At 41.3% G+C, this 26,768-nt stretch carries 26 protein-coding genes; 5 read left to right on the forward strand and 21 right to left on the reverse strand.

Annotated features, from left to right (window positions below):
* Positions 1-3 precede the first annotated feature (3 nt).
* A complete protein-coding gene (gene spxO / locus NST24_RS15770) occupies positions 4-168 on the reverse strand; it encodes an anti-adapter protein SpxO (RefSeq protein WP_096881830.1) in 165 nt (54 codons plus the stop codon).
* 192 nt (positions 169-360) lie between these two features.
* On the opposite strand from spxO, the gene NST24_RS15775 reads away from it, so the two are divergent.
* Positions 361-1,239 (forward strand): TetR/AcrR family transcriptional regulator, encoded by an 879-nt coding sequence (locus NST24_RS15775; protein WP_017359276.1) that lies wholly within the window; start codon positions 361-363, stop codon positions 1,237-1,239.
* A gap of 113 nt (positions 1,240-1,352) precedes the next feature.
* Here the strand turns inward: NST24_RS15775 and fumC are convergent, their stop codons facing one another.
* Together fumC and NST24_RS15785 are read right to left on the reverse strand one after the other, a co-directional pair.
* Positions 1,353-2,747, reverse strand: a complete 1,395-nt coding sequence (fumC, locus tag NST24_RS15780) for a class II fumarate hydratase (RefSeq protein WP_017359275.1) — start codon at positions 2,745-2,747, stop codon at positions 1,353-1,355.
* A gap of 87 nt (positions 2,748-2,834) precedes the next feature.
* A complete protein-coding gene (locus NST24_RS15785) occupies positions 2,835-3,002 on the reverse strand; it encodes a YvzF family protein (protein WP_017359274.1) in 168 nt (55 codons plus the stop codon).
* Positions 3,003-3,115: 113 nt separating this feature from the next.
* Between NST24_RS15785 and NST24_RS15790 the strand changes: the two genes are divergently transcribed.
* Genes NST24_RS15790 through NST24_RS15805 form a run of 4 tightly spaced genes read left to right on the forward strand, consistent with a single transcriptional unit; the run spans position 3,116 to position 7,145 of the window.
* Entirely contained in the window at positions 3,116-4,540 is a 1,425-nt protein-coding gene (locus NST24_RS15790) for a spore germination protein (protein ID WP_342461980.1), read from the forward strand.
* Positions 4,527-5,621 (forward strand): endospore germination permease, encoded by a 1,095-nt coding sequence (locus NST24_RS15795; protein WP_073412688.1) that lies wholly within the window; start codon positions 4,527-4,529, stop codon positions 5,619-5,621. The genes NST24_RS15790 and NST24_RS15795 overlap by 14 nt, the downstream gene beginning before the upstream one ends.
* Positions 5,618-6,739, forward strand: coding sequence for a Ger(x)C family spore germination protein (locus NST24_RS15800; RefSeq protein WP_268430636.1), 1,122 nt, complete (start codon positions 5,618-5,620; stop codon positions 6,737-6,739). The genes NST24_RS15795 and NST24_RS15800 overlap by 4 nt, the downstream gene beginning before the upstream one ends.
* Before the next feature lie 37 nt (positions 6,740-6,776).
* Positions 6,777-7,145: a hypothetical protein gene (locus NST24_RS15805; RefSeq protein ID WP_007500307.1), complete on the forward strand. Its 369-nt coding sequence runs from the start codon at positions 6,777-6,779 to the stop codon at positions 7,143-7,145.
* A gap of 42 nt (positions 7,146-7,187) precedes the next feature.
* Here NST24_RS15805 and NST24_RS15810 read toward each other — a convergent pair whose 3' ends face one another.
* From NST24_RS15810 to NST24_RS15895, 18 genes are all read right to left on the reverse strand, one after another.
* Complete coding sequence (locus NST24_RS15810; RefSeq protein ID WP_007500305.1) at positions 7,188-7,823, reverse strand: response regulator transcription factor; 636 nt, start codon at positions 7,821-7,823, stop codon at positions 7,188-7,190.
* The gene (liaS, locus tag NST24_RS15815; protein ID WP_007500303.1) at positions 7,820-8,884 is read right to left on the reverse strand and encodes a two-component system sensor histidine kinase LiaS; all 1,065 of its coding nucleotides are present in this window, start codon (positions 8,882-8,884) and stop codon (positions 7,820-7,822) included. Before liaS ends, NST24_RS15810 begins: the two co-directional genes overlap by 4 nt.
* Positions 8,881-9,645 carry a cell wall-active antibiotics response protein LiaF gene (gene liaF, locus NST24_RS15820; RefSeq protein ID WP_007500301.1) on the reverse strand — a complete coding sequence of 255 codons (765 nt, stop codon included), beginning with the start codon at positions 9,643-9,645 and terminating at the stop codon, positions 8,881-8,883. Before liaF ends, liaS begins: the two co-directional genes overlap by 4 nt.
* A 30-nt stretch (positions 9,646-9,675) precedes the next feature.
* Entirely contained in the window at positions 9,676-10,545 is an 870-nt protein-coding gene (locus NST24_RS15825) for a DUF4097 domain-containing protein (RefSeq protein WP_039168176.1), read from the reverse strand.
* 111 nt (positions 10,546-10,656) lie between these two features.
* On the reverse strand, positions 10,657-11,322 hold the full coding sequence (locus NST24_RS15830; RefSeq protein WP_039168185.1) for a PspA/IM30 family protein: 666 nt from the start codon (positions 11,320-11,322) through the stop codon (positions 10,657-10,659).
* 15 nt (positions 11,323-11,337) lie between these two features.
* Positions 11,338-11,733, reverse strand: a complete 396-nt coding sequence (locus NST24_RS15835) for a hypothetical protein (RefSeq protein ID WP_024719792.1) — start codon at positions 11,731-11,733, stop codon at positions 11,338-11,340.
* A 365-nt stretch (positions 11,734-12,098) separates the two neighbouring features.
* A complete protein-coding gene (locus NST24_RS15840; RefSeq protein ID WP_041507752.1) occupies positions 12,099-12,668 on the reverse strand; it encodes a cob(I)yrinic acid a,c-diamide adenosyltransferase in 570 nt (189 codons plus the stop codon).
* 132 nt (positions 12,669-12,800) lie between these two features.
* Positions 12,801-14,087 (reverse strand): heme ABC transporter ATP-binding protein, encoded by a 1,287-nt coding sequence (locus tag NST24_RS15845; protein WP_342461981.1) that lies wholly within the window; start codon positions 14,085-14,087, stop codon positions 12,801-12,803.
* Positions 14,084-15,142 (reverse strand): iron ABC transporter permease, encoded by a 1,059-nt coding sequence (locus NST24_RS15850; RefSeq protein ID WP_193803837.1) that lies wholly within the window; start codon positions 15,140-15,142, stop codon positions 14,084-14,086. Before NST24_RS15850 ends, NST24_RS15845 begins: the two co-directional genes overlap by 4 nt.
* On the reverse strand, positions 15,108-16,058 hold the full coding sequence (locus NST24_RS15855; RefSeq protein WP_039963790.1) for an ABC transporter substrate-binding protein: 951 nt from the start codon (positions 16,056-16,058) through the stop codon (positions 15,108-15,110). The genes NST24_RS15850 and NST24_RS15855 overlap by 35 nt, the downstream gene beginning before the upstream one ends.
* Before the next feature lie 171 nt (positions 16,059-16,229).
* Positions 16,230-17,621, reverse strand: a complete 1,392-nt coding sequence (locus NST24_RS15860; protein ID WP_096881846.1) for a glycoside hydrolase family 28 protein — start codon at positions 17,619-17,621, stop codon at positions 16,230-16,232.
* Between the two features lie 20 nt (positions 17,622-17,641).
* Complete coding sequence (locus NST24_RS15865; protein ID WP_342461982.1) at positions 17,642-19,135, reverse strand: altronate dehydratase family protein; 1,494 nt, start codon at positions 19,133-19,135, stop codon at positions 17,642-17,644.
* A complete protein-coding gene (locus NST24_RS15870; protein WP_342461983.1) occupies positions 19,132-20,583 on the reverse strand; it encodes a tagaturonate reductase in 1,452 nt (483 codons plus the stop codon). The genes NST24_RS15865 and NST24_RS15870 overlap by 4 nt, the downstream gene beginning before the upstream one ends.
* A gap of 58 nt (positions 20,584-20,641) precedes the next feature.
* Positions 20,642-21,652 carry a LacI family DNA-binding transcriptional regulator gene (locus NST24_RS15875; RefSeq protein ID WP_163116689.1) on the reverse strand — a complete coding sequence of 337 codons (1,011 nt, stop codon included), beginning with the start codon at positions 21,650-21,652 and terminating at the stop codon, positions 20,642-20,644.
* Positions 21,653-21,719: 67 nt separating this feature from the next.
* A complete protein-coding gene (gene uxaC, locus NST24_RS15880) occupies positions 21,720-23,156 on the reverse strand; it encodes a glucuronate isomerase (RefSeq protein ID WP_342461984.1) in 1,437 nt (478 codons plus the stop codon).
* 136 nt (positions 23,157-23,292) lie between these two features.
* Complete coding sequence (locus NST24_RS15885) at positions 23,293-25,047, reverse strand: HAMP domain-containing sensor histidine kinase (protein WP_212338631.1); 1,755 nt, start codon at positions 25,045-25,047, stop codon at positions 23,293-23,295.
* 3 nt (positions 25,048-25,050) lie between these two features.
* The gene (locus NST24_RS15890; RefSeq protein ID WP_024719803.1) at positions 25,051-25,773 is read right to left on the reverse strand and encodes a response regulator transcription factor; all 723 of its coding nucleotides are present in this window, start codon (positions 25,771-25,773) and stop codon (positions 25,051-25,053) included.
* Positions 25,774-25,951: 178 nt separating this feature from the next.
* On the reverse strand, positions 25,952-26,767 hold the full coding sequence (locus tag NST24_RS15895) for an ABC transporter ATP-binding protein (RefSeq protein ID WP_017368048.1): 816 nt from the start codon (positions 26,765-26,767) through the stop codon (positions 25,952-25,954).
* Position 26,768 lies beyond the last annotated feature (1 nt).

Raw genomic sequence — 26,768 nt, forward strand, 5'->3', positions numbered from 1 at the left:
TTTTTAGATGAATGAATACCCATTGAAATCACGGTATGTGGCTTTGATTTTCTTGCCAGCTTGATACATCCATTTCTTTTCAATGGTTGTCTCTTTCGGCATTTTGACTTTTTCTACTTGAATTCCTTTTGTTTTCAAGCGTCTAATCATATCATCAATTTCTCTCATGGAACATCATCCTTTCACATTTTTTGACCGGTTGGTCACCTTACTTTATAATATAAAGAATTACACTGTAAAAAACAAGTTACAATCTGATTAATTTTTGAAAAGTTTTGTCGTTTATGACCGATAAGTCACATCTCTTTGCGCACGTTTCCTAAGACATTTGTCTCTCGGTAAGAAAGGATGACATTCATATTGAAAAAGAAAGAAAAAATGATTATTGAGGCTGGTATGAAGTTATTTGCCAGCAAAGGCTATAATACAACGTCTGTTCAGGAAATTGCAGATGAATGCCACATGTCAAAGGGTGCGTTTTACCTTTATTTCAAATCGAAGGAAGCACTGCTTATTTCGATCTTGCATTACTATTACGATAAGGTATTTACCCGGATTCACGAGGTTCAAACAGAGGGCGGCACACCAAAAGAGGCCTACCGGAAACAGCTCACTGTCTATTACGATAATATTTTGCAGCAAAAAGATTTTATTAAAATGCAGCTAAGCGACAGGGCGCTCCCATTGAACGAAGAAACGCAGCAGCTCGCAAAGCAAATTCGACTTGCGACGATTCAGTTGCATATTGATAACATTAAGCAAGTGTATGGAGATGCAGCCATTCCTTATATGGCTGATCTATGTTTAACGATTGAGGGCATGAGTCACGTTTACTTTGAGCTTGCCATTTTATATGATTTTCAGCTCGAAGCAGAGGAGCTTGCCGCAACAATGATTCACCGTATCGATGATCTAATGGGCGGTATGATGAAGCGAAATGACCATCCACTCATTTCTGTGGACCAAGCAAGCGACTGGTTCGGCCCGATTTATGAACGATCATTTGACCCGCTCACAGAATCTCTATTAAAAGAATTAAGAGAACTGGCAGAAGCACATTATGAAGTAAAAGACGAGCCAGATTTATTTGAAGCGCTTGGCATTTTAGAAAATGAGTTAAACAAACAAAAACCAAGACAAGTCATCGTCAAAGGCATGCTTTACCAATTGAAATTATACACACCACTTCAGCCGGTCTCAGGCTCCTTATTACGCATTCTAAAAGAAGATCATTTATAAAACCCAGGGCTTGGTTGCCCTGGGTTTATGATTGTGACAAACAATCAAACTTCTTTTCTGTGATTTCAGGGAGTTTCCATAAAAAAACCAGAGGCACAGAGGCCTCTGGTGTCTTATTTTGCTTTCGGTGTCACCATTTCTTCTGGTTTCACAAACTCTTCAAACTGCTCTTCTGTTAATAGTTCTAATTGAAGGGCAGCTTCTTTTAGTGTTAATCCTTCTTTGTGCGCAAGCTTCGCAATTTTCGCTGCATTTTCATATCCGATGTGCGGGTTGAGTGCCGTCACAAGCATCAATGAATTGTTTAGGTTTTTCTCGATCGTTTCTAGGTTTGGTTCAATTCCAACGGCACACTTGTCATGGAATGAGTTCATACCGTCAGCAAGCAATTCAACTGACTGCAAGAAGTTATAGATGATGACCGGCTTAAATACGTTCAGCTCGAAGTTTCCTTGGCTTGCGGCAAAACCGATTGTTGCATCATTCCCCATGATTTGTGCGGCAATCATTGTTAAAGCTTCACTTTGAGTTGGGTTGACTTTTCCTGGCATAATGGAGCTGCCTGGCTCATTTTCAGGAATGATCAATTCACCAATTCCGCAGCGAGGACCACTTGCAAGCCATCTCACATCATTGGCAATTTTCATTAAGTCAGCTGCAAGAGCTTTAAGCGCACCGTGTGCATATGTGATTTCATCATGACTTGTCAGCGCATGGAATTTGTTTGGTGAAGAATTGAACGTTTGACCTGTTAACTGGCTGATTTCTTCTGCCACGTATTTACCAAACTCAGGATGTGCGTTAATTCCTGTACCAACAGCTGTGCCGCCAATGGCAAGTTCTCTCATTTTTTCAGTAGATTCTAAAATCATTTCTTTTGAACGATCAAGCATGTACACCCAGCCGCTAATCTCTTGGCCCACTGTAAGAGGTGTTGCATCTTGCAAATGCGTACGGCCAATTTTCACGATCTCTTGGTATGCTTTTGCTTTCTCATCAAGAGTCGCTCTTAACTGGTCAATCGCAGGCAATAGCTTTTTGTACACAGCTAAAACAGCTGCCACGTGCATAGCCGTTGGGAATGTATCATTTGAGCTTTGGCTGCGGTTGACATCGTCATTCGGGTGAATGCTGAATTCACTATTTTTATCTTTCAAGTAAGCAGTTGCTCTATTTGCAACGACTTCGTTCATGTTCATGTTACTTTGTGTTCCACTTCCTGTTTGCCATACAACAAGCGGGAAATGCTCGTCATATTTTCCACTGATGATGTCATCACATACAGCAGCAATCGCTTCTGCTTTTTCACTTTCTAAGTTGCCTAGACGTTCGTTCGCAATCGCTGTGCTACGTTTCAAAATTGCAAACGCATTCACAACTTCCTTTGGCATTTTCTCAGAACCGATTTTGAAATTTTCTTTGCTTCGTTGTGTTTGTGCACCCCAGAACTTGTCCTGTGGCACCTTGATTTCGCCCATTGTATCTTTTTCGATTCTAAATTCTGTCATTATGTATCCCTCCATAGCTTCATCACTCAACTCTATTCTATACAAAAAACGAAAATCCTTTAAGCGTTTTCAATTAAAATTTTATCTTTATTTTAATTTTAGTTCAATATAAACACGAACATCTTTGGAATATTTGTATTTTGGATTTGTTTTTCCGTAATCTTTTGACGTATAAGTCACCTCATAATGCTTGTCAAACGACTGTAGAATAAGGTCGATCTCCTCTTTTGTTCCTGCTAAACGAATTTGCGCCATCTTTTTTCCTCCAACACCGTGATTCTTTCATATACCACAAAATAATGTAACACAGAATATTGTTTTTTCAAGCAGGTAATGCTAAGAAAAAGAAATTGAGGCGGGTGATCCATTTGAATCAAACTCCATTGAAAGAGCACTTATACGATAATCTCTCTGTCATTCTCCCTCAGTTAAAGGACATGGATGATTTGATCCATGAGAAAAAAACATTGCCTCATGGACAGGTTGTCTACTATTTATACATTAAAGAAATGAACGAAGCGATGCAGATTCAAACTTTCTTAAAGCTGCTATTGCAAGATCATGCCTCTCTAACAAAAGAGAAGCTAGAATCCAATTTATCGATGATGACTACCCGTACGGTAAAAACCTCTGAAGAACTAGTAGATGCTATTTTTCAAGGACATTGTGTCGTACTGATTAATGGATTTCAGCACGCTTATATTTTAGAAACACATGGAACGAAGAAACGCAATTTAGGAGATGCTACATCTGAAACCGTCGTAAGAGGACCAAAGATTGGTTTCATTGAAGATATCAACACGAACTTAGCTCTCGTCAGACAGCGTTTGAAAAATCCTGATCTCAAAACAGTAGACATGAAAATCGGCGAAAAGAAATACACCCAAGTATCGATCATGTACATTGACGGTATCGTTGAGCCCTCTGTTTTAAAAGAGGTAAAAAAGCGTCTCAAACAAGTCACCATTGATGATATACAAGACTCTGGCGTCCTTGAAGAGCTCATTGAAGACAATGTGTATTCTCCTTTTCCACAAATTCAAAACACAGAACGGCCTGATAAAGTGGCATCTGCTTTAAACAATGGGCGCGTCGCCATCTTTGTCGATCATTCGCCTTTTATCTTAATTGTGCCTGCTTCCCTTGCGATAATTATGCAGTCACCTGATGATTATTATGAAAGATGGATCGCCGCCTCTCTTATTCGTTTGCTCCGTTTTACGTCCATCTTTCTCACTTTGTTTTTATCAGCCATTTATATTGCGCTGGTGTCCTTCCATCAAGGACTTTTGCCCACAACTTTAGCTATTTCCATCTCAAGCACACGAGAGAATGTCCCCTTTCCTCCTATTGTGGAAGCACTCATCATGGAAATGACCATTGAGCTGCTGCGAGAGGCTGGGTTAAGGCTTCCTAATCCACTTGGACAAACAATCGGACTTGTGGGCGGTGTTGTCATTGGGCAGGCAGCCGTACAAGCCCATATCGTCAGCTCCATTATGGTCATTATTGTCAGCGTCATTGCACTTGCATCCTTTACCTTTCCTCAATATGGAATGGGGATATCATTTCGTGTCCTTCGCTTTGTATCCATGTTTACTGCAGCTGCATTCGGTTTATATGGACTTGTCCTGTTTATGCTCGTCTTACTCACTCATTTGACAAGACAAAAAAGCTTTGGCACCCCATATTTTTCACCAGATTTTGTGTTCAGTTATAAAAATGAGGACAATTCCATCATCAGATTGCCTTTGAAAAATCAAAAGAAAGGGGAACGACATGGTCAATCATAAAGAGTCGATCACAAGCTATCAGGCAAGTGCCATTATCGCCAATACCACACTAGGTGCAAGTATGATGATTCTGCCAAGATCAATGGCTCAAGCTGCGCCTACACCTGACGGCTGGATTGCACTCTTACTCATGAGTGTGATATACATTGTGTTCATTTTTGTCAATGTGCTCATGATGAAAAAGGTCTCCTTTTCTTCCTACTATGACTATACAAAAGAAGGACTTGGGAAATGGATTGGCTCACTTGCCAACCTGTTGATTATTATTTACTTTCTCGGCGTTGCCAGCTATGAAGTACGAGCCATGTCTGAGATGGTGAAATTCTTTCTACTTCAAAACACACCTGTAGCCGTGACGATGATCAGCTTTATTTTGGTTGGTTTTTACCTTGTGATTGGGGGGATTGGTGATTTTGCCCGGCTGTGCCCTTTTTTTCTGATTGTCACACTCATCATCTTATTTGTAGCCTACGGACTTAGTGTACAAGAGTTTAAGCTCGATAACCTACGGCCAGTTTTAGGAGAGGGCTTTTCCCCTGTTTTCAATTCCTTGAATGCTTCGGCCATTTCGTTTGTCGGCATTGAAATGATGCTTTTCATGCCTGCCTATATGAATACGCAAAAACACACTTTTGCATATGGCTCCATCGGCTTTTTGATTCCTGCGATCATCTATATTTTCACCTATATTCTTGTGGTTGGTGCGCTCACGGTGAAAGAAACGGCGACTCTGACGTGGCCGACCATTGCCTTATTTCAATCATTTGATATTCAGGGGATTTTTATTGAACGGATTGAATCCTTTTTGCTGATTGTTTGGCTTGTCCAGCTTTATACGAGCTTTGTAGGATATACGTTTTTTGCTACGATAGGAGTCATCAAATTGACTAAATTCCCTAAAAAAATCGCGCTCGCCTTGATGGGCATTGTGATCTTCTTTGCCGCTCTTTTCCCAAAAGATGTTGATACGGTCCGAGACTATTTAACCTACGTAAACAACTTGTTCTTTCTTCTATTTGGTATACTCCCGTTTCTTTTATTTATCATCGTATTTTTCAAAAGGAGGCGGAAAACAGCATGAAAAAGAAAGCGGTTCTTGCGCTCTTCTCACTGATTCTATTATGCGGGTGCTGGGATAGTACAAATATCGAGGAGCTCAACATGGCAATTGGATTTGCTGTAGATAAAGGAGATGACGGACATAAATTGAAGCTGTCTATGCAGGTGCTCGTTCCGCAAAAAATTGAGCAAGAATCAAGCGTGAAAGATCCGACGAAGATTATTGAAACAAGCGGTGATTCCATACACCAAATTTTTCGTACGACGGCCCTAAAAACACACCGCATTTTTGCTCAGCAGCTGAGGGTTTATTTGTTTTCTCAAGACCTTATCAATGAAAATAATTTCGATTTGGTCATCAATCAATTCATTCGGGACAATGAAACACGAAGAGGAAGCCTTGTCTTTATGGCTTCTGAGAAACCTGGAGATATGCTGAAAATCAATGACGACGGCCAGCCTGCCGCTTCCACTTTATACGATATTTCTTCGAATACAAAAACGACCATTCGTATGTTCAAGCCCGTTTCCTTAGGAGATATTTCTTCTGCCATGCAAAACAACGTATCTTTTGCCATTCCTAAAGTCAGTGTCAGTCAGGGCAAATTAATGCTGGATGGTGCCTCGATTATTCAGAACAAACGATTTCTCACCAACATCTCTCCTTTAGCGGTGCAGTCCTACAACCTGCTGACTGGAGATGCAACAGGCGGAGTGATTGAATTCCAATATGAACATAGCATTTATTCTTTTGAGATCTTTAAAATTAAACACAACATTGACACCCATAAAACAGCCAGTGGCAAATATGAATTTGATGTGTCAGTTGAACTCGATGGAAGATTGTCTGAGGATTGGAATGAACGAGAAAACGCATTTAATGAAAAATACCTCCAAGAAATTGAGAAAGTCGTGGCACATCGACTGGAGGAAAATGTGAAAGATTTTATCGGGGAATTACAGCATGAGATCAAAGCAGATATTTGTGGATTTTATCAAAAAGCGAGTATTGCCTATCCGAAGGAATTCCGAAAAGAAGCAAAACATTGGGATGACATTTTTAGTGAATCCGATATTCGTTACAAGGTAAATGTGAAAATCCGTGACTTCGGGACTAAGGGCGCAACACAATCCTTATAGAGTATGTTAAAATGGTAAGAAAAAAAGGGTGTCAATCATGAAACGAGCTTTACTTTCGGCCGGCATTCTATTTTTGATTCTAGGAATACTTCTGTTAGTCGTGGTATTCATGCAATCAAAAGAAGATTTCTTCATTGAAGCCGACAGCTTTTCAAGCACATTTTTGATCGTGATTTATTATGGACAAACCCCTGCGCTCCTTCTGATTGGAGGCGGTTTATTTGTTGGACTTTCACAGATCATTGATTTGCAAGAGAAAAAAGCGGCAGTGGCAAAGGAAAGCGTCAAACTGCTTTCCGAGATGAAGAAAACCCTGGAAGACAAATCGGCCGAGGAGCAGGAGGCTTTTCCAGTTCCTGAGCTCCATCAACTATCCGAACGTCCAATCACAGGACAGAAGGACTAATTTTGCGCATGTTCCAGCAGCTTTCATTTGAAAGCTGTTTTTTTATTGAATCAGCTTATGGCGATGTGCATACACGGCTGCTTGTGTGCGGTCTTCTACATCAAGCTTGGAAAGAATGTTGGTAATATGCGTCTTGACTGTTTTGATGGTAATAAACAATTCCTCAGCAATGACCTTATTCGATTTTCCATCGGCAATCAGCTTTAATATTTCCATCTCTCTTGCGGTTAACGAATCGTGCAGAATGGACCCATTTGATGAATGGCGGAGTTTGTTCATGACCTTTCCAGCTACTTTTGATTCAAGTCTTGGTTCGCCGATACTCGCAGACCTGATGGCATCAGCAATTTCTCCTGCTTTCGATGTTTTTAAAAGATAGCTTAAGGCACCAGCCTCAATAACTGGATACACTTTATCATCATCAATAAAGCTCGTCAGTACAATAATCCGGGCATCCTCTATTTCTTGACAAATTCTTTTCGTTGCTTCGATGCCATCCATGCCTTCCATAACAAGGTCCATTAAAATCACGTCTGGCTTTAATTCAACCGCTAGTTCTACACCTTTTTGTCCATCTGACGCTTCACCGATGACTTCAATATCCGCCTGTGCCTCTAAAAAAGCAGCAAGACCCATTCTCACCATTTCGTGATCGTCAATTAAAAGCACTCGAATCATCGAACGTTCTCTCCTTTTCCTTCATCAAAAATGGGAACCTTCACATCAATTTGTGTGCCTTTTCCCTCAAATGACATAATCTCTGCGACACCGCCTACTTCACTTGTTCTTTCTCGTATCGATTCAAGTCCGTAGGAAGCAGTCTTCACATGATCTGTTTGAAAACCAATCCCGTTGTCGATAATTTTCAACTGAACTTGACGGTTCCGAATAAGCAGACGTACTGTCACCTTTGTCGCCTTTGCATGCCTAAACACATTGGAAAGGGCTTCTTGCACAATTCGGAACAGATGGTCCTCCACCCCTTTAGACAGCGGAGCATCATCTTCTATTTCCCAATCAATATCAATTGGCTGCTTTGCCTGAAATTCATTGAGTAGCTCAATCAAGCCTTTTTTCAAGTCTTTTCCTTCAAGGGTGATCGGTCTTAAATGCAGAAGGAGTGCACGCATCTCATTTTGTGCATCGCCAGCCATTCGTTCCACAAGACGCATTTGCTTTAAAATCTTTTCATCCTTTTCCTTCATCCCTTCAAGAATCGCAGACGTCATCATCGAAATGGCGAATAGCTGCTGGCTGACTGCATCATGCAGCTCACGCGCTAGACGCTGACGCTCTTCTGAGACAACCGATTTTTTCATTTGAACCTGCCATTCAGCTCGCTCATTTGAGAGCTTTTGTAAGGAGGCTACTTGCCCTTCCACTCGTTTCGCCATTTCATTTAATTGATCTGCCGCCAAACCAATTTCATCATCACCTAGAGAAGGCAGTCTATAGGCAAAATTCCCATTTTCAAACTTCAAAATCGACTCTACAAGCTGATCCAGCCGCTTCTTATGCTGATAGCCAAACACATGCCCCGCTGATACACCAATGGCGAGACTAATAATGAGTAAAATACAAAAAAACGGGATGCCGAACCACCGCGTAGACAGCAAAATCATAGGATCAAGCTGGTAATAAAAAAACATCGGGAGTGTCGTCATGATGACAACACCAAGCGAGATACCGACTGCAAGACGAACAGATTGCCACTGGATGCCTAAATGCAGTTTCCTCATAAGTACCTCACATCCACATCCCCAATCAGGAGAGAAATGGAGATTTTCACTTTTCGCTTGCTCTCATCATAATCATTTGTCATGACATACACTTTACTGCCGAACCCGCTTCTTTTTTCATCAATGATTTTCATATCACCAATCGCAGCCGAAGCACTCACACATACTTCAATATCCTGAGGTACATAAATATCGACATCTCCGATGAGCCCACTAATGACGATCGTGCTCTCTTCCTCAGCAATAATCGCCTTTGATAAGTCGATTTTGACATCGCCAATAAAACCTGAAATGGTCAAATCGCTTAATTGAAATGGTTTTTTCATCAGCCTGACTTCACCGATGAAGAAATCATGTTCTTTGCGCGGCTTTGTCTGGCTTTTTGTTTTCTTCTGATCGCCCTCTTTTTCAAGATTGACTTTCAGTGAAGGCTTTCCATCGTCTGATGATTCCTTTTTATCGACATCAAAAACAGGTTTGTTTTTCAATAAACGATAGCCCGCATAGATCAAAAAGGCAGCAAATAAATACCCAGTCAAACTAAACGTGATATTTAGTAGAAACTTCAAGAAGAGAAAGCCTGCAAAAATATAGGAAACCGAACCGAGCCAACGTTTAGATCGAGAGTGCAGCCAATAACCAGCTAGAGCAAAAAACACTGGCCAAAATAAGTCTGCCCCAATCCCAATAATTTTGAGAAAAAGATTTATACCGAAAATCACCACAATGATGCCTAAAATTTGATTTCTAGAAAAACGCAGTTGACTCGCCTCCTTCCTTTTTACGTTTGTTTACCGCAATTTTAAGCTTCCGCTTGTCATCTCAATATCGACTAAGTGTGTCCCTTTCCCATGCGTGCCTGTAAAACCTCGGCCTTCACTGTCCGCTTGGTCAAAATCATACGAATGATCAATACGTCCACTCGTTTTTTTCACTTGGACTTTGAAATCTCCCTCATCTGGCAAGTTAAATTTCGCACTGCCTGATGTCATGTGAAAGTCGACTGGTGAATCAATTGTATCAAAGCTTGCTGTCAGCCTGCCGCTTGTCATGCCTAATTGCAGCTTTCCTTTTACATCTTGAATATCAGCACGACCAGAAGTGGCACCAATATCACTTTCCTTCGCATCAATATGAGACACTGAAAGTCTGCCAGAAGTCGCTTTGATTTCCACACGATTTGCTGAGAAGTTCTCAGCTGTGAGGTTTCCGCTCGTTGATTTGAGCGTCACATCTTGAAGAGACAGCTTTCCTTCGCCATTTACTTCGCTCACGCCGATTCCACCTGTTATTTTCACATCTTTATGATAATCTGTTGGAATTTTGACTAAGAGTTCTCCTTTTTCAAATGCAGAGAAAAACAAAAATCCTTTATTTTCAGCACGGACTTTGAATGTTCCGCCTGTTTGTTCCGCATACATTTTCCCTTTTCCATTCACAACCATCACAGAAATATCCGAACGATCTTCCGGCTTCACCTTGATGCGAAATCCAGAAAGAGAGATATCTAATTGTTCAACCTCATCCTTTTTCGCTGAAGCTGTTGTGACAGCTTTATCACGAGAAAAGCTCAAATGAAAGAGATCTCCATTTTTGAAAAGCATCCCAATCATCAAAAAAACACCAACAAGTATACAAATTAGACCAATGAACCGTTTCATTTATATCATCCCTTTATCCTTTGACCTTTTTATTATAAGGAAAAGCGAAACAGAAAGAAATCAAATAACGGAAGAAAAATCCTGTTTTTCTTCCGTTTTGACACATTTCCATTAGTTTGCCGGCTGTTTCTCAAGCTGCTTTGATCGCTTAAGCTTTTGCCATTCCTTTTCAACCTCATCAGCGTAATCAAGATGAGCATAAGCACCCTGATCGGCAAATTGTGCATAACTACCCGCTTTTGTCTCCATTTCCTCTATACGGTTCTCCATGCGTAGAAATTCTTTATAAGCACTTTCACTATCAACCTTATTCATAGATTCATTCATATGCTGCTTTGCCTGTGCGGCATTGGCTCTTGCAATCAGCGCTTGCTTCTTGTCTTTAACATCACGCAGCTTTGTTTCTAGATGCTGCAACTGTTCTTTCAGCTCTTTCAGCTGTTTAACAGATTGCTGATAGGCTTCTTGATATTCGTTGTGCTTTTCTTCAAAATACTTCATTTCAGTCAGTGCTTTCCGTGCAAGTTCTTCTTCTCCTGCATGAAACGCCAGCTCCGCCTGTTTCTTTCGCTTATCAGCAAATTCTTCTGTTTCTTCTGCTTTTCTCAAGAAACCTTGCTGAATGGTTTGCTGTTTAATGATCGCATGCTTCGCTTTGGCAATATCGTCCTCCATATCACGAACATATTGATTCAGCATGACACGCGGATTCTCCAATTTATCTAAGCCTTCATTGACTGTTGCAACAAACATATCACGTACTCTTCTTAATACCATTTCATATTCCTCCCTTTATTTTTTCTTTAAAAAGTCTTCCCATTCTTGATCAAATGACGTGTGCATAGATTCTTCCATGTTCGGTGCCGTGTTTGGCTCCATATATGTTGTTCTGCCGGATGATTCCTTTGCAGATTCACCATTGATCATCTTCCAACCAAAGTAGAGAAGTACTCCAGCAAATGCGATTCCGAGTAAAAATGGCAGTGACTGTGCGACGAGCAATACACCGATAATAGAGAGTATGACCCCTGTTGTTTTACTGCCTTTATCATATTTTTTGACACCTACATAAATGAGCCACGCCCCAATCAAAGTCGGGATCAGCCCGCCCAATGAACCACCAAAGAAGATGGATAAACCGATAAACATCAGGATTGAACCGATGATGGTTTTACTTGTGATTTTCATCTTCATGCCTCCTTTCTTGCTCCTTGCTTTAACTATAGTCAAAAAAGGAAGCCGACAAAACGTGTCGTAGATTGATCTTTGATTGCGACCAGAGTCGTAACATGGCTCAGACTGAACGGTTGAATCCATAGAAAAAGCACTCTTCGACCAGAAGAGTGCTCAGATTATTGACAAAGGGCTAAAATGAACTTGATTTTAGCCCTTTGTCTTCTTTTCAGCGTGATAGAAAACCTTTGCAGTCTAGGAAGAACGAGTACTGGCGCGGAGCAAATTGGACATTCGTAAGCACCGGCACGCAGGACTGACAAAGAATGCGAGGGTTTGCCTACACGCTGAACACTCTTCGACTAGAAGAGTGCTTTTCCTCATTTAGAACGAAACACATCTGCACTTCGTTCATATTCAACATCCGCTTCACCAAGCCGATGATTCACAATACGGGCGGCAGCAAATAAATAGTCGGATAGACGGTTCACATATGTGAGCGTAACTGCTGGAATCTCATCCTGCTTTGCGAGTGTCACAATATGCCGCTCGGCTCTCCTGACGACTGTTCGCGCTACATGTAAGAGGGCAGCACCTTCCTGGCCCCCAGGTAAAATAAATTTAGTCAGCGGTGCGGCTTCTTCTACATACACGTCCATTCGCTTTTCAAGGACTGTGACAGATTCTTCTTTTAACTTGCCTTCTTTCGGTGGTTTCACCGCTGCTAAATCACCGCCGCAGTCAAACAGTTCATGCTGAATGACCATCAGCTCAGATAGAATATCTTGAAACAATTCGCCATGCTGCCTTAAGTTTGCATGGGCTAGTCCAATCAAACTATTCGCCTCATCTAATGTACCGTACGCTTCTACTCTTGCGTCATCTTTATCAGCCCGCCCGCCAATCAAGCCTGTTTGACCTTGATCTCCGGTTTTTGTATAAAGTTTCATTGAGGTTCCCCCTTATCCATTGCTTGTTCCTTTTAGTATACCCTGAAGTGAACAGGATGTATTTGTTTTACTAAAGTCACTGATTTAAACATAAAATCATGAATCCCTAAGCAAAAAAGTGAACCAGCCGGTTCACTTTTTCATGGCGTTCAATGTATGAAGAAGATGCTTCACTTTCTGTCTGACTCTTTCATGTAAATGAGCAGTATGCTCCTTTTCTTCTGCATTGGCAGCAGCGATACAAAGATGATGTACCTGGACACTTGTCTCTTGTTTAATGAAGTGCATCAGTTCGCCCATTAGCTGGACAGACGCACCATCTGATATCGTTCCTTTCAGCACAAGCCAAACGGACAGCTCTCCTTCTTGATGCATCCCATAAAGAAGGACATCTTCATCATCATCTTCAGCGGCGTATTGCTTTGGCCCATCAGATTGACCAAGAAATAAGTACCCTTCCTCAGCATCCAGCATGTCATGGAGTGCTTCAGTTCCCGTGCCAAGGGACCGCGTCCAAAAGAAACCCCCGCTTTTCTCATGTGATGAAAGGATGCGCAATGGCTGATGAGTAGAAAATGTCATTCCGTTTGCGCCATATGTTTTCCACCCATCCGCTAAGTTCAGCCTTGAATGTTCAGAGATGGACGCAGGTTCAATTACCAGCTGAGGGTTTGCCCGCAGTGGATGTTGGAGAGGTGTTACATCTGTTTCATACACCCGGTTCACCCGTTCGGTGGTCAACACATGATGCGGTTCTCCCAGCATGTCCAACTTTCCTTCATTCAGCAAAAGCAGACGGTCACAATACAAACTGGCAATGTTCACATCATGAAACACACCGATCACCGTTAAGTTAGAGGAAACCGTCTCTTGTTTAATCAAATCGAGTAACTCTTTTTGATAGGCTAAATCAAGAAAACTGGTTGGTTCATCCAGCAATAAATAGTCAGGGCACTGAGCCAGCGCTTGGGCTAAGTAAACCCGCTGCTGTTCTCCACCGCTTAACTCGTGGATGGATTGATCCTTAAATTGAGCAATATCTGTTTGGTCCATCACCTTGCTGACAATCTCGATATCTTCTTTTGTAACAGATTGTAGCCATCCTTTCTGATAAGGATAACGCCCAAACTGGACCGTTTCTTCCACTGTAAATGAAAAGGCTTGATCGGTCTTCTGGGGAAGAACCGCCAATTTTTGCGCAAGTGCCTTGGGCCGGTAGGATTGAACTGGATGGCCATCTAGTGTTACTTGGCCGCTCTCAGGTGCTAAAATACCTGCGATCATTTTAAGTAGCGTCGTCTTACCGCTCCCATTCGGACCAAGGATGCCGAGGAATTCCCCTCGCTCCACTTCAAAACTCACGCCGTGAATGACCTCTTTTTCACCATATCCTCCTCTAACTTCCTTCACTTGAATCATAGATGCGTCCCTCCTCTATATCTGCGGATGAGGATGATGCCAAAGACAGGAGCACCAATTAACGCCGTAATGATGCCAATAGGCAATTCAGTCGGTTCAATGATCGTACGGGAGAGCACATCTGCTAAAACGAGAAAGGAAGCACCATTCAGCATCGACAAAGGCAGCAAATGACGATGATCCGTAATGGATAAAAGACGGATAAAATGCGGAATCACCAGTCCTACAAATCCGATCGTTCCTGACACAGCCACCGCACTTCCAGTCAGAATGGAACCAGCAAGCAACACCACATATTTGCTCCGTTTCACATGCACCCCTAACAGTTTTGCCTTTTCTTCGCCATATGTCATCACATTCAAATCTCTTCCCATCAAGATCAGTGCAAATGTACCAATGAGGAAAAAAGGAAGGAAAAGAGCAATGTATCGCCAGCCTCTCATAGACACACTGCCTAGAAGCCAATGAATAATCTCTTTTAAATCATCACCTGTTAACGCAATCATTAATGAAATGAGGGCTCCTAAAAAAGAGCTAAAGATGACCCCCGTCAAAATTAAAGAAGAAATGCTCATTCCTCGGTGAACCATACGGGCAAAAAAGAGGACGAGACATAGTGTGACAAGCGCTGTTGTCATACTCAAAAAAGGCAGTGTAAAACTGCCAAGCAAAGGAAACTGCAAACTGAAAAACAATGTGGCTACAGCTCCCACAGATGCCCCTTGAGATACCCCAAGTGTATAAGGGTCAGCGAGAGGATTTTTTAATAAACCTTGAAAGGCTGCACCAGATAACGCCAGAGCTGCTCCGACTAACGCCGCTAATATCACTCTCGGCAGCCGGATATTCATCATAATATTGCGGTCAATTGTATCAATGGTTCCTGCCTCGATTCCAAATACTTCATGAACAAAGATCCGAAGTATAGAAGGAATGGGAATCCCTAAACTGCCAAATGAGATTCCCATTCCAATGCTCACGACAAGAAGTAAAGCACTTGCTGTGTATGCGATGATGATTTTATTTGAACGTGTCAGGATAGATGCTTTTCGCAAGAGCCTCCACTCCTTCAACCAATCGCGGTCCCGGTCTTGATGCCAGATCCGTATTCAATTGAAAGACTTGTTTTTCTTTGACTGCTTTGATCGCCTTCCAGCCGTCTCTTTTTTTCAGATCAGCTAAACTTGCGCCATCAATCGTAACTATGGCATCAGGATTTCGTTTAATAATTGATTCTTCCGTCATTTGCACCCAGCCTGTTTGGTCGCCAGCAGCATTTTTTGCATGAATGACAGACAACATTTCGTCCATAAACGTTTGTTTACCTGTTGTATAAATTTCAGGCGCACCTGATACTTCGACAAAAACTGTTTTTTGTTTGTCTTTGGAGATGGATTCTGCTTGTTTTTTGATGTCATTCAGTTTTGATTTCATCTCATCTACAAGCTTCGTTGATGCCTCTTTTACGCCAGCTGCTTCACCAATCATATGGATAGACTTATACACATCTTTGAAAGAGGCTGCATCATTAACAGTCAGCACTTGAATACCTGCATCTTCAAGCTGTTTAAATCCGTCTTTTGAACTCATTTGTGATGCATGTGCTAAGACAAGATCAGGTTTTAAGGAAATAACCTTCTCTACATTGAAATCAAGACCGCCAATCTTCTCCACCTTTTCTACTTCCTTTGGATAGTTGTCAAAGTCTGATCTACCAACGATTTTATCTCCAAGGCCAAGGGCATAGGCAACCTCTGTATTACTTGGAATTAACGAAACAATTCGTTTAGGCTGTTCTTTGATTTCAACGGTTTTACCAGCTGCATCTTTGATGGATACAGGAAATGCCGCAGCCGCTGTCTCTTTAGGCTTTGAACTGTTTGTTTTTTGGTCCGTTTCCGCACCTGCACACCCTGCTAAAACACCGATCACAAGTAACAATGATAGCCAAATACCAGTTAACTTCTTCATCAATAAACCCCCTGCTTTATGTACTGCTTGACGTCATCTCTTTCGTCAATTCTTTTCTAATTTCGGGAATATTATACTACAGTGCAGATAGGTTGTATATGTGATTCCGAATACGTCTTGTCTGTCCTTATAAAAGAAAAACAGCCTTTGACGTGGCTGTTTTCACTTCCGCTATTGGTTGATATGTTCACCATTAATGACAACTTTCTGAAATGAAGGAGATACTGCATGTTCCAATGAAAGAGGGTACGTGACATCGTCAATGACACAGTCTTTCATTTTAAAGTGTGTGACCGGGGAATGTGAGTATGCGGCGATCTTCACGCCATATCGTCCTCCGCTGCTTTTTAACCCTTCTACTTCAATATGACGGACTACAGGCCTATGCGGACCGGCATCCCCTTCCTCATACATCATGTCGATACAGACCACCTCATGCTTTAAGCTTTTCACTAGATTGTTTTTAAAATAGATGTGTTCAATGGTACCGCCCCTGACAGAGTTGGTCTTAATGCGCAATGCCCTGTCTAGGTTCGGACTGTCCATGACATTATCCTCTGCATATACATACTTGACGCCTCCAGAGATTTCACTCCCGATCGTTACTCCGCCATGACCATCACGCATCGTATTTCTACGAATGACGATGTTTTCAGATGGAACACCGATTCTCCGGCCGTCCTCATTTCTGCCCGATTTAATGGCAATACAATCATCGCCATTATCAAAATAACAATCTTCAATGAGCACATGTCGGCACGACTCTGGATTCACACCATCTGTATTTGGGCCATGACCGATGATATTCACCCCACGGACGATGACGTTTTCACTTAACACCGGATGGACTTGCCACATCGGTGAATCCTTTACTGTTACTCCTTCAATGAGAATGTTTTGGCAATTGTATGGCTGGATAAAGCTTGATCTTAAATAATGGCCTTCGCCAAACACTCTTTCTTCCACTGGTATTCTTTTTTCAGCCATTTCAAAAAGAAGCTGACGATCCCGATCTTGAGAGGGTTGACCATTTGTTCCATACTTCCAAGGCCACCAGTGGTGTTCATCCCCCCTCCCGTCCAGCGTGCCTGCTCCTGTAATCGCGATGTTTTCTGCATGATGGGCATAAATAAGTGGTGAATAATTATAAAGCTCAATTCCTTCATATCTTGTTAGAACAAGCGGGAGATAATCACGTGTATCTTGGCTGAAGGTCACATAGGCGTTTTCATGAAGATGAAGCTCTACATTGCTTTTCAATTCTAGAGCGCCTGTCAAAAATGTCCCTTCAGGAATCAGCACACGCCCTCCTTTCAAACGATGTGCATCATCGATGGCAGACTGAATAGCATTTGTCGAAAGCTCTATCCCTTTGTTATCTGCACCATAATGAATGACATTGAATTCACGATCTGGGAACTTTGGCGCTTTTATCTGCTTTAACACATGATCTATGCCATTTGTTTCCTTGTCTTTTTTCCCTTGCTTTGCTAAACGTGCGAGTCCAATTCCTGTTAGTACTGTTCCTGCTGTCACATACATCAAATTCCGTTTTTTAGACATTTCCTCATCCCCCAGACGTCTTAAAGTGTCACACCTGTTTTAAAAATGGCCAGCTCTCTAAAATTGTTTTTTTCATGATTTAACAGCTTTCCACTCGCCACATCAATCACCGTGGCAATGAATTTCTCTAGCACCACATCTTCTGGTACATCTTCAAGCAATTCCCCCGCATTAAAGTCGATCCAATGTTTTTTTGTTTCATATAAAGCGGTATTGGTCGATACCTTCATCGTTGGAACAAATGTGCCAAACGGTGTGCCTCTGCCTGTTGTAAAGAGGACGAGCTGACAGCCAGACGCTGCGAGAGCAGATGAAGCAACCAAATCATTCCCGGGCGCACTTAATAAATTCAATCCTTTTCGTTTTAGCAGCTCCCCGTATGTTAAAACATCCTTTATAACGGAAGTACCCGCTTTTTGTGTGCAGCCGAGAGATTTATCTTCTAATGTCGAAATTCCTCCTGCTTTATTTCCCGGGGAAGGATTTTCATATACTGGCTGTCGATGATCCATAAAGTATTGTTTAAAATCATTGATCATCTGCATAATATTGTCGAATGTCGCTTTTGATTCCGCTCTCTCCATTAAGATCGTTTCAGCCCCGAACATTTCCGGTACTTCTGTTAAGACGGTGGTCCCTCCTTGAGCCACAATGAAATCGGACAGTCTACCTAAAAGTGGATTTGCGGTAATGCCTGAAAACCCATCTGATCCTCCGCATTTCAAGCCAATTTTCAGCTCAGATAACGGAATGTCTTCACGCTGATCTTCTTTCGCTGCGTCATAAATTTCCTTGAGTAAAGCGACACCTGTCTCAATCTCATCCCCTACTTCTTGGCTTCTTAAAAATTTCACCCTCGTCTGGTCATAATCCCCTAATGTAGCTTTAAAATCCTCAATGTCATTGTTTTCACAGCCAAGCCCTAGAACGAGAACACCTCCAGCATTTGGGTGCTTTACCGCATTTTGAAGTATTGTTTTTGTGTTTTCATGATCATCCCCAAGTTGTGAGCATCCATAATTGTGCTTTAATACTAACGCCGTTTCAAAAGGATGGATGCTCCCCCCCATTTCAGCGGTAAATATTTGAATGATTTGATCGGCAATGCCATTGACACACCCAACTGTTGGGACAATCCAAAGCTCATTTCGTATACCACTTGCGCCATTTTTTCGTTTATACCCTTTGAATGTCAGATTCGTTTTTTCATAGGGGTTTTCTGTTAAAGAAGGGCGGTATTCGTAATCGAGCTTACCTGATAGATTCGTTTTGATATTGTGCGTATGCACCCATTCTCCAGTCGAAATCGCAGTGGATGCATGACCAATGGGGTAGCCATATTTGATGATATTCTCTTTTTCTTTGATCTCAGCCAATGCAAATTTATGACCTTTAGCAACGGTTTCTTTTAAAATGATTGTATGACCTTGGTGCTGAAGCTCTTCGCCTTGCTCAAGCACTTTTAAAGCGATGCCAACATTATCTGAAGGATGAATCACAACAAAGTCCCTCATGCCTTCTCCCCCTGACTTTCATATTGAAGTATTTGGTGAACAGCAGCTCTCATGCCATTTTCATGTATGCAGGTGAGCTGCTCGGCTACTGCATCCTTCAGCCCTGCGATCCTCGTCAAATCCATCCCCCATAAAACTTCGTTTGAAAGAAGTCGATCGACCATTAATTCATAGGAATGGTCCACTTCCTCCCATGCTTCCTTCATGAATGCCATCACAGACTCATCATCCTTTATTTGATCTGCATGGACTTGATAAAAATAAATCAAACTGCTCAGTGAGAACATAAGCTTCGTAGGCAACTGTTTTTTTAGCTCTATATAATCTAGAAGAGACGGGAGAATACGTGCCCGAAATTTAGATACACCATTTAAGGCAATATCTAGTAATTGATGTTTGACAAAAGGGTTGCAGAATCGATCCCAAACGGATTGTGTATAAAGAAGCAGCTCTTCTTCAGGAAGTGGCAAACTTGGCAGCACCTCCTCCTCAAGCATGCGGCGAATGAACACACCAACATGCTCATCACCCACCGCTTTTTTGACAGTATCCAAGCCACATGCATATGCAATCGGCACCATCGCTGTATGCGCACCGTTTAAAATGCGAACCTTGCTCATACGATAGGGAGCGATATCTTCCACAAAAAGTACGTTTAACCCTGCTTCTTGAAAAGGAAGCTCTTTTTGAACAAACGAAGGTGCTTCAATGACAAACAGGTGATAATATTCTGCCGTGACAAGCAATTCATCGATATACCCCTCTTCTTTTTGAACAGTCTCCGCTGCTTCCTGAGAAAAGCCTGGGACAATCCGATCAACTAACGTATTACAGAATGTGTTGGCTTCCTTCACCCAAGCCACAAAATCAGGCGGAAGATTCCACTCAGCTGCCATTGTGATCACATATTCTCTTAATCGATCACCGTTTTGTTCAATCAATTCACAAGGTAAAATGATCAAGCCCTTTTTCTCATCTCCAGAAAAAGCTTTGAAGCGGTGATACAAGAAGGCTGTCAGCTTTCCTGGAAAACTTGCTTGCGGCCGATCTTCTAATCGGTCCTCTTTTCTTAACACAAGTCCTGCCTCTGTTGTATTAGAAAAGACAAAGCGCACATCAGGACTTTCCGCTACATGTAAAAAGGCTTCATAATCTGTATATGTGCTGATTCCCCTGCTGATGGATTGAATGACGATCCGTTCGTTCATTTCTTTTTGGTCATGAAATCCTTGAATACATAAAGTGTACAAACCATCTTGTTCATTTAGAGCAGTCACTGATCCTTTTCGAGGAGGAACAACCACTGCTCTTCCTTTAAAATCTGTACAGTCGTTTAGCTTCTGAATCTGCCAATTCATAAATCCCCGCATAAAGTTCCCTTCGCCAATTTGTAGAATGGTTTCAGGATATTCAGCCACTGGGTACACATCTTTGGATAATCGTCTCAAACGCTTTTCCTCCCCGTATTTTTTGCACACGTGAACATTTTTATTTAAAAGATGCTGATTACTGCACCTTTTTTACTGAATCTCTAATCATCAGCTCTGTGTGGACATACAATTTTTCCAGATGATCGTCTTCTTGCTTTTCACCGTTGATGACTGAAAGGATCGCTTCTGCTCCAAGCGCACACATTTTTTCAATTGGCTTTTTGACTGTTGTGAGGGCAGGCGTTGTATAAGATGAAAATGAAATATCATCAAAACCGATAATAGAGAGATCATCAGGACACCTTTTACCTTTTGCAAACAATGCATTCATCGCACCAATCGCCATGTCATCGTTTGAGCAAAAAAGGGCAGTTGGTGGATCATCAAGAGTGAGTAAGGCTTCCATTGATTCATAGCCGCTCTTCATATGATAGTCGCCTGTGATCATGTATTCTTTCTTCATGGGTACATGATGGTCAATGAGTGCTTGCAGAAAACCAGCTTTTCTTTCCTGTGTGGATTTAAACCCTTCTTTCCCTTCAATAATGGCAATTTGTTTATGCCCCTGCTGAATGAAATAGTGTGCAGCTTGGTATGCACCTTCACCATCATCTGCTAATATATTCATCACTTGATTACTTTCTACACGGCGATTCAGTACAATAATGGGAATGCCCTGCTTTTTCACATGATGGATAAACGCTTCATCATGCTCGCTTTGGCTCATGAGCAAAATACCATCATACCGCTGTTTATGAATGGTTGTGTAATCGTGAAAATCGTCAATTCCTCTTACAACCAAATGATAGTTTTCTGTTATCACACTGTTGACGCCTTTTAATGCATCAACAAAGAAACTTGAGGATGTGCCTTCTGTTAAACTCGTAAAAAACAGACCAATTGTAAATGATTTTTGCGAGACAAGGCCTCTGGCATGGACATTCGGTGAGTAATTCAGCTGTTTTGCAATCGACAAGATGTTTTGTTTTGTTTTCTCTTTAATAAAAGGACTATTATTCAAAGCCCTTGATACTGTGGTATGAGAAACGTTTGCCAATTTTGCTATATCTTTGATTGTGACTGTCATGCTATTCCGCCTTTTATGATTTTTTATCATCTTATCATAAAAACGCTTTCATATTCTTGCTTTTTGTTCATATCATCTTGCTTTTATGCGGAAGCTCATTTGCCCGTTCAAATTGAAAATACTGCTTTGCATTTTCATAGCTGATTCCTTTTACCATTCCCCCTAGCAAATTGAGATCATTAGGCGCTTCACCTTTTTCCACCCAATCTCCAATGATGTCACATAACAGTCTACGAAAATATTCATGTCTTGTGTAAGACAGGAAGCTTCGTGAATCTGTCAGCATCCCAATAAATCGGCTGATCAGTCCGATACTGGAAAGTGCCATCATCTGCTCTGTCATTCCCTGCTTTGTATCATTAAACCACCAAGCTGTTCCATGCTGCATTTTCCCAGGGGTCTTTCCATCTTGAAAACTTCCAGCTATCGTTGAAATCACCACATTGTCCCTTGGATTCAAGGAATAGAGGATGGTTTTTGGCAATGCATGTGCTTGTTCTAACCGATCTAATACGCGGCAAAGAGGTTTTGCAATGTCTTCATCATTCATTGCATCATATCCGGTATCTGGTCCAAGCCGCTCAAACATTTTTGAATTGTTGTTTCTGAGCGCATTGATATGAAGCTGCATCGCCCATCCCCGCTGAGCATATACCTGACCTAGTTCAATGAATGTGTGCGTTTTAAATTGAACCTTCTCCTTTTCCGTCAATGGATGTCCAGACATTCTTTTATGAAAAATGATCGTAGCTTCTTCTTCCGTCGTGTCTTCGTACGTCATTTCATTGATGGCATGATCTGAAATCAAACAGCCCTGTTCATGAAAGAAATCGATTCGCAGATGAAGTGCTTTTATGAAGTCTTGATAGGATTCGATCTGGATAGATGAAACCTCCGCCAGCTGCTGAACATACTCGATAAACAAGTCATTTGTGATATCTAATGCCTTATCTGGCCGAAACCCTGGCAGCACTTGCACAGAAAAGCCTTCTTCCCGCAGTTGTTGGTGATAAATCAACGAATCAACCGGATCGTCTGTCGTCACAACCGTTTCAACATTTGATTTCACAATGAAATCTCTCGCACCAAATCCGTCTCCTTTCAACTTTTTATTTACTTTTTTCCAGATGATGTCTGCGCTTTCTTCATTCAAAAGTTCTTCAACATCAAAATACCGTCTTAGCTCTAGGTGGGTCCAGTGATAGAGAGGATTTCCAATCGTCATCGGAACGGTTTTCGCCCATGCTAAAAATTTCTCATAATCTGATGCATCTCCTGTGATATGTGTTTCAGGTATCCCATTTGCTCTCATGGCGCGCCATTTGTAATGATCTCCGTAAAGCCATGCTTCGGTTATATTTTGGAACGTTTTATTTTCATAGATTTCTTTTGGACTTAAATGACAATGGTAATCAATAATCGGAAGGTTCTTTGCAAACTCATGGTATAGCTTTTCCGCCGTTTGACTGTTTAATAAAAACTGCTCATCTAAAAAGGCTTTCATCAAACTCCCCCATCTCTTATAATGATGAAAATCAATTTGTTCACGTTAACAATTTTATTGTAATCGTTTACAAAATCGATTTCAATCCTAAAACAAGAAAAAACGATCTCCTTTAGAAAAGAAAATCGTTTTTTGGCTATTTTACAGATGGTGTTTTCTTTAGGATAATCGCAATAGTTGTTCCTTGACCTAATTCACTTTCTACTTGAATATCGCCATCGTGTAGCAAGACAAGCTCTTTTGCAATCGCTAGTCCCAATCCTGTTCCATTTGTTGGATCATTCGTATTTGTCCCTCTATAGTAACGATTAAATAAATGATCCACCGTTTCTTGCGCCATTCCGCGTCCGTTATCTTTCATTTCGATCCGAACTTCATCATTTGTTTCAGATAGAACAGCTTGAATAAGAGTACCTTTCTGGTTATGCTTCACTGCGTTCGCCAGCAGGTTCTCAATGACTCGTCTAAACCATGCTTTATCGATCTCAAACATGACACCCTCTGTTTGATCTTCAAAGGATGACATATAATCTTCAGAAAGCGTGCTTCTTGAAAACTCGTCCATAATGGAGGCTAAAAATTCACCAAGCTCAACAGGTTTTCGATTAATAGGCAATGCACCATTTTTCAATCGATACGTGAGGTTTAAATCCTCAATCAAGGTCGACATGTATTCTGATTTCTCACGAATGACTTGTCCCATTTCCATGACTTCTTCCTTGGACCATTGGTATTGATCTGATTCTAGCATTAATCCATAGCCGTAAATCGTGCTAAGAGGCGTTTTTAGATCATGAGACAGCCCTGCGATCCATTCTTCCCTTGTGGTTTGAATTTTTCTTCGGTTTGCTTCATTCTCTTTTAACGTATTGGTGAGCTGATCCATTGTTTTAAGGATATCCTCAAACAGCCGATACTCTCGCTTAATACGACCCTTTTTATTTTTACTTACTGGAATACCTTTTCTATTTGTTGGCTCCTGCAATTTATTTCTTGATAAGAAAATCAGCCAGCGGATAATGTGATAGATCGGTAGCCCATAGCGATACGAGTACCATAATGTCATAACGATAATAATCGTAAGCGCAAGACCTGCAATCAAGAGCGTTGTATATTGGTTTAAAGCCTCTGTCTCTTTATCATAAAGCTCGTCTGGGCTGTATACTTTGTTTGGCACCGAAACAATCATATACAGATCTTTATTCACTCTGATATAAGACAGGTCACTTCTAAACTCCCAAGGCTTTGATTGATACTTGAGCAGTTCAACATCCGTTACGTTATTTTTCAAATTATTTTTGGCTCGGATACCTTTTAAGTATTTTCCTTCTTCATTAAACAGATGCACCGATCCATTCATTCTTTTCAAAAATTCTTTTGTTTCAACTGAATATTGAGACAATGCAGCCAGTTTTTTTTCATGCTGCTTGAGATAATTGGCTACCTTTGTGCTGTTCGTTTTAAATCCATATAAGACAATAAAGCTTTCTTGATCAATCTCAATTGGCCAGAAGTACATCTTGTAATCTTTAAATTGTCTTTTTTCAAAGATCTTGATCATTTCATCCTTTTGATAGGATGTTGGAATGTTTTTAGGGAGTTGATAGCTATAGACATTGCGTTTTTTGGAATCAATCACTTGTAGCCAGCCATCACGTTTTTCCACTGCTTGTTTGAGCTGATCATCGGCTTCCATTTTTCCATCCTCGTTAAAATAAAGCCAGCTCATGAGTGTATCTCCATCTGCCTTCGTTAAACCAGTTTCAGTCATATTCTCATAGCGTTTTTGAAAATAAAGATTTTCAGAGAATGTTTGCCCGATCGTTAGAATGACGATGACAATAAACATTTGTCCGACAAAGTGAAAGAAAAGTTTTGTTCGTAAATTCATAAACTATTGAAGAACCTTCACAGGTTGCGGAATGAACTTATAGCCCATACCACGGATCGTCACAATATATTCAGGCTGACTTGGATCTAACTCTATCTTTTCTCTCAGCTTTCGGATATGAACCATGACGGTGTTGTTGTCACCATATGACGGAACACCCCATACTTTCTCATAGATTTGATCTTTTGAAAGTACCACATTCGGATGGTCACAAAAATACTTCAGCAAGGACAAAAGCTGAGCTGAGCAAGCTGTCACCTTTCCCCTTACTTTCAACTCGGCTGCATGAGGATGGTACGAGAAATGAGCATATTCATATTGACTGTGCGCTTCTTCCTGCTCCTCCTGTAAGGAGATATAAGTTCGGTTTAAGTGCGCCTTAATTCTAGCTACTAGCTCTAACGGATTAAATGGCTTTGTGATGTAATCGTCTGCACCTTGTGCAAATCCAGTCAATTTGTCTACATCGGACGTTCTTGCTGTTAAATAGAAAATCGGTGCCTTCGTCATTTTCCTGATTTCAGGCAGAACATCAAAGCCTGACTTACCGGGCATCATCACATCTAGAAGTAAGAGGTGGATGTCCTCGTTTTTGACAATATCTAATGCTTCATCTGCATGATAGGCTTTATAAATATGTTGAAACCCTTCTTTTTTTAATACGCGTTCAACCATTTTTACAATTGCTTCTTCGTCATCTGCAATCAATATTTTTGCTGTTTCCACGCATCTCTTTCCTTTCTAGCTATGATCTCTAACCGTATATTACCATTGTCCAAAGTAAAAAAGTACCTCTTTTCTGCATAAAAGCGAAAAAAGATCAACTGGAGAAAATGGCATAACAAGGTAATATCAAAAAATGCAAAAAAACCCGGTCATACATACCGAGTTTTTTGTCCATCTATTATCCGTTCACAGCTTCAAGCTTTCTTTCATGATTCATTAAGTCATATGTTAAACAGATCGGCTTATTCGTTCTCGGATCAAGAACAATTTCTGCATCGATATGGAACACCTGACTGAGCACCTCTTTTGTCATGACCTCATGAGGCGTACCATCTTTAATGACTTTCCCTTGATTGAGGGCAATCATGTAATGTGAAAAGCGTGCAGCATGATTCAGATCATGAATCACCATCAGCACCGTTCTGCCCTGCTCTCTGTTTAAGCGTTCTAATAGCTGAAGGATCTCCAGCTGATGAGCAAGATCTAAATACGTCGTTGGTTCGTCTAATAAAAGCAGCTCTGTTTCCTGAGCGAGTGCCATCGCAATCCATACCCGCTGACGCTGTCCACCGGAGAGTGCTTCAATTGGCCGGTCATGAAATGCAATCATTCCCGTCTCCTCAAGTGCCCATCTGATGATTCGTTTGTCCTCATTTGATAAACGGCCAAATCCATTTTGATGCGGGAAACGTCCATATGACACAAGCTCATAAACGGTCAGACCACTTGGTGCTTCAGGCGTCTGCGGTAAGATGGCCATTTGTTTTGAAATTTCTTTTGTTGGTGTTTGATGGATAGCCTGGCCATTTAAATAAACAGCACCTTGATGGGACTTCATAATACGAGACATTGTTTTTAAAATCGTTGACTTCCCGCACCCATTCGGCCCAATTAATGTCGTCACCTTGCCTTTTGGGATGCTGATATTTAAATCGTCTACAATCAAACGGTCATGATAGCCAATACAAAGCTTTTCTGTTTCAAGTGATTTCATC

This window comes from Bacillus sp. FSL R5-0286, from assembly GCF_038593245.1.
Classification (GTDB): Bacteria; Bacillota; Bacilli; order Bacillales; family Bacillaceae; genus Bacillus; species Bacillus altitudinis.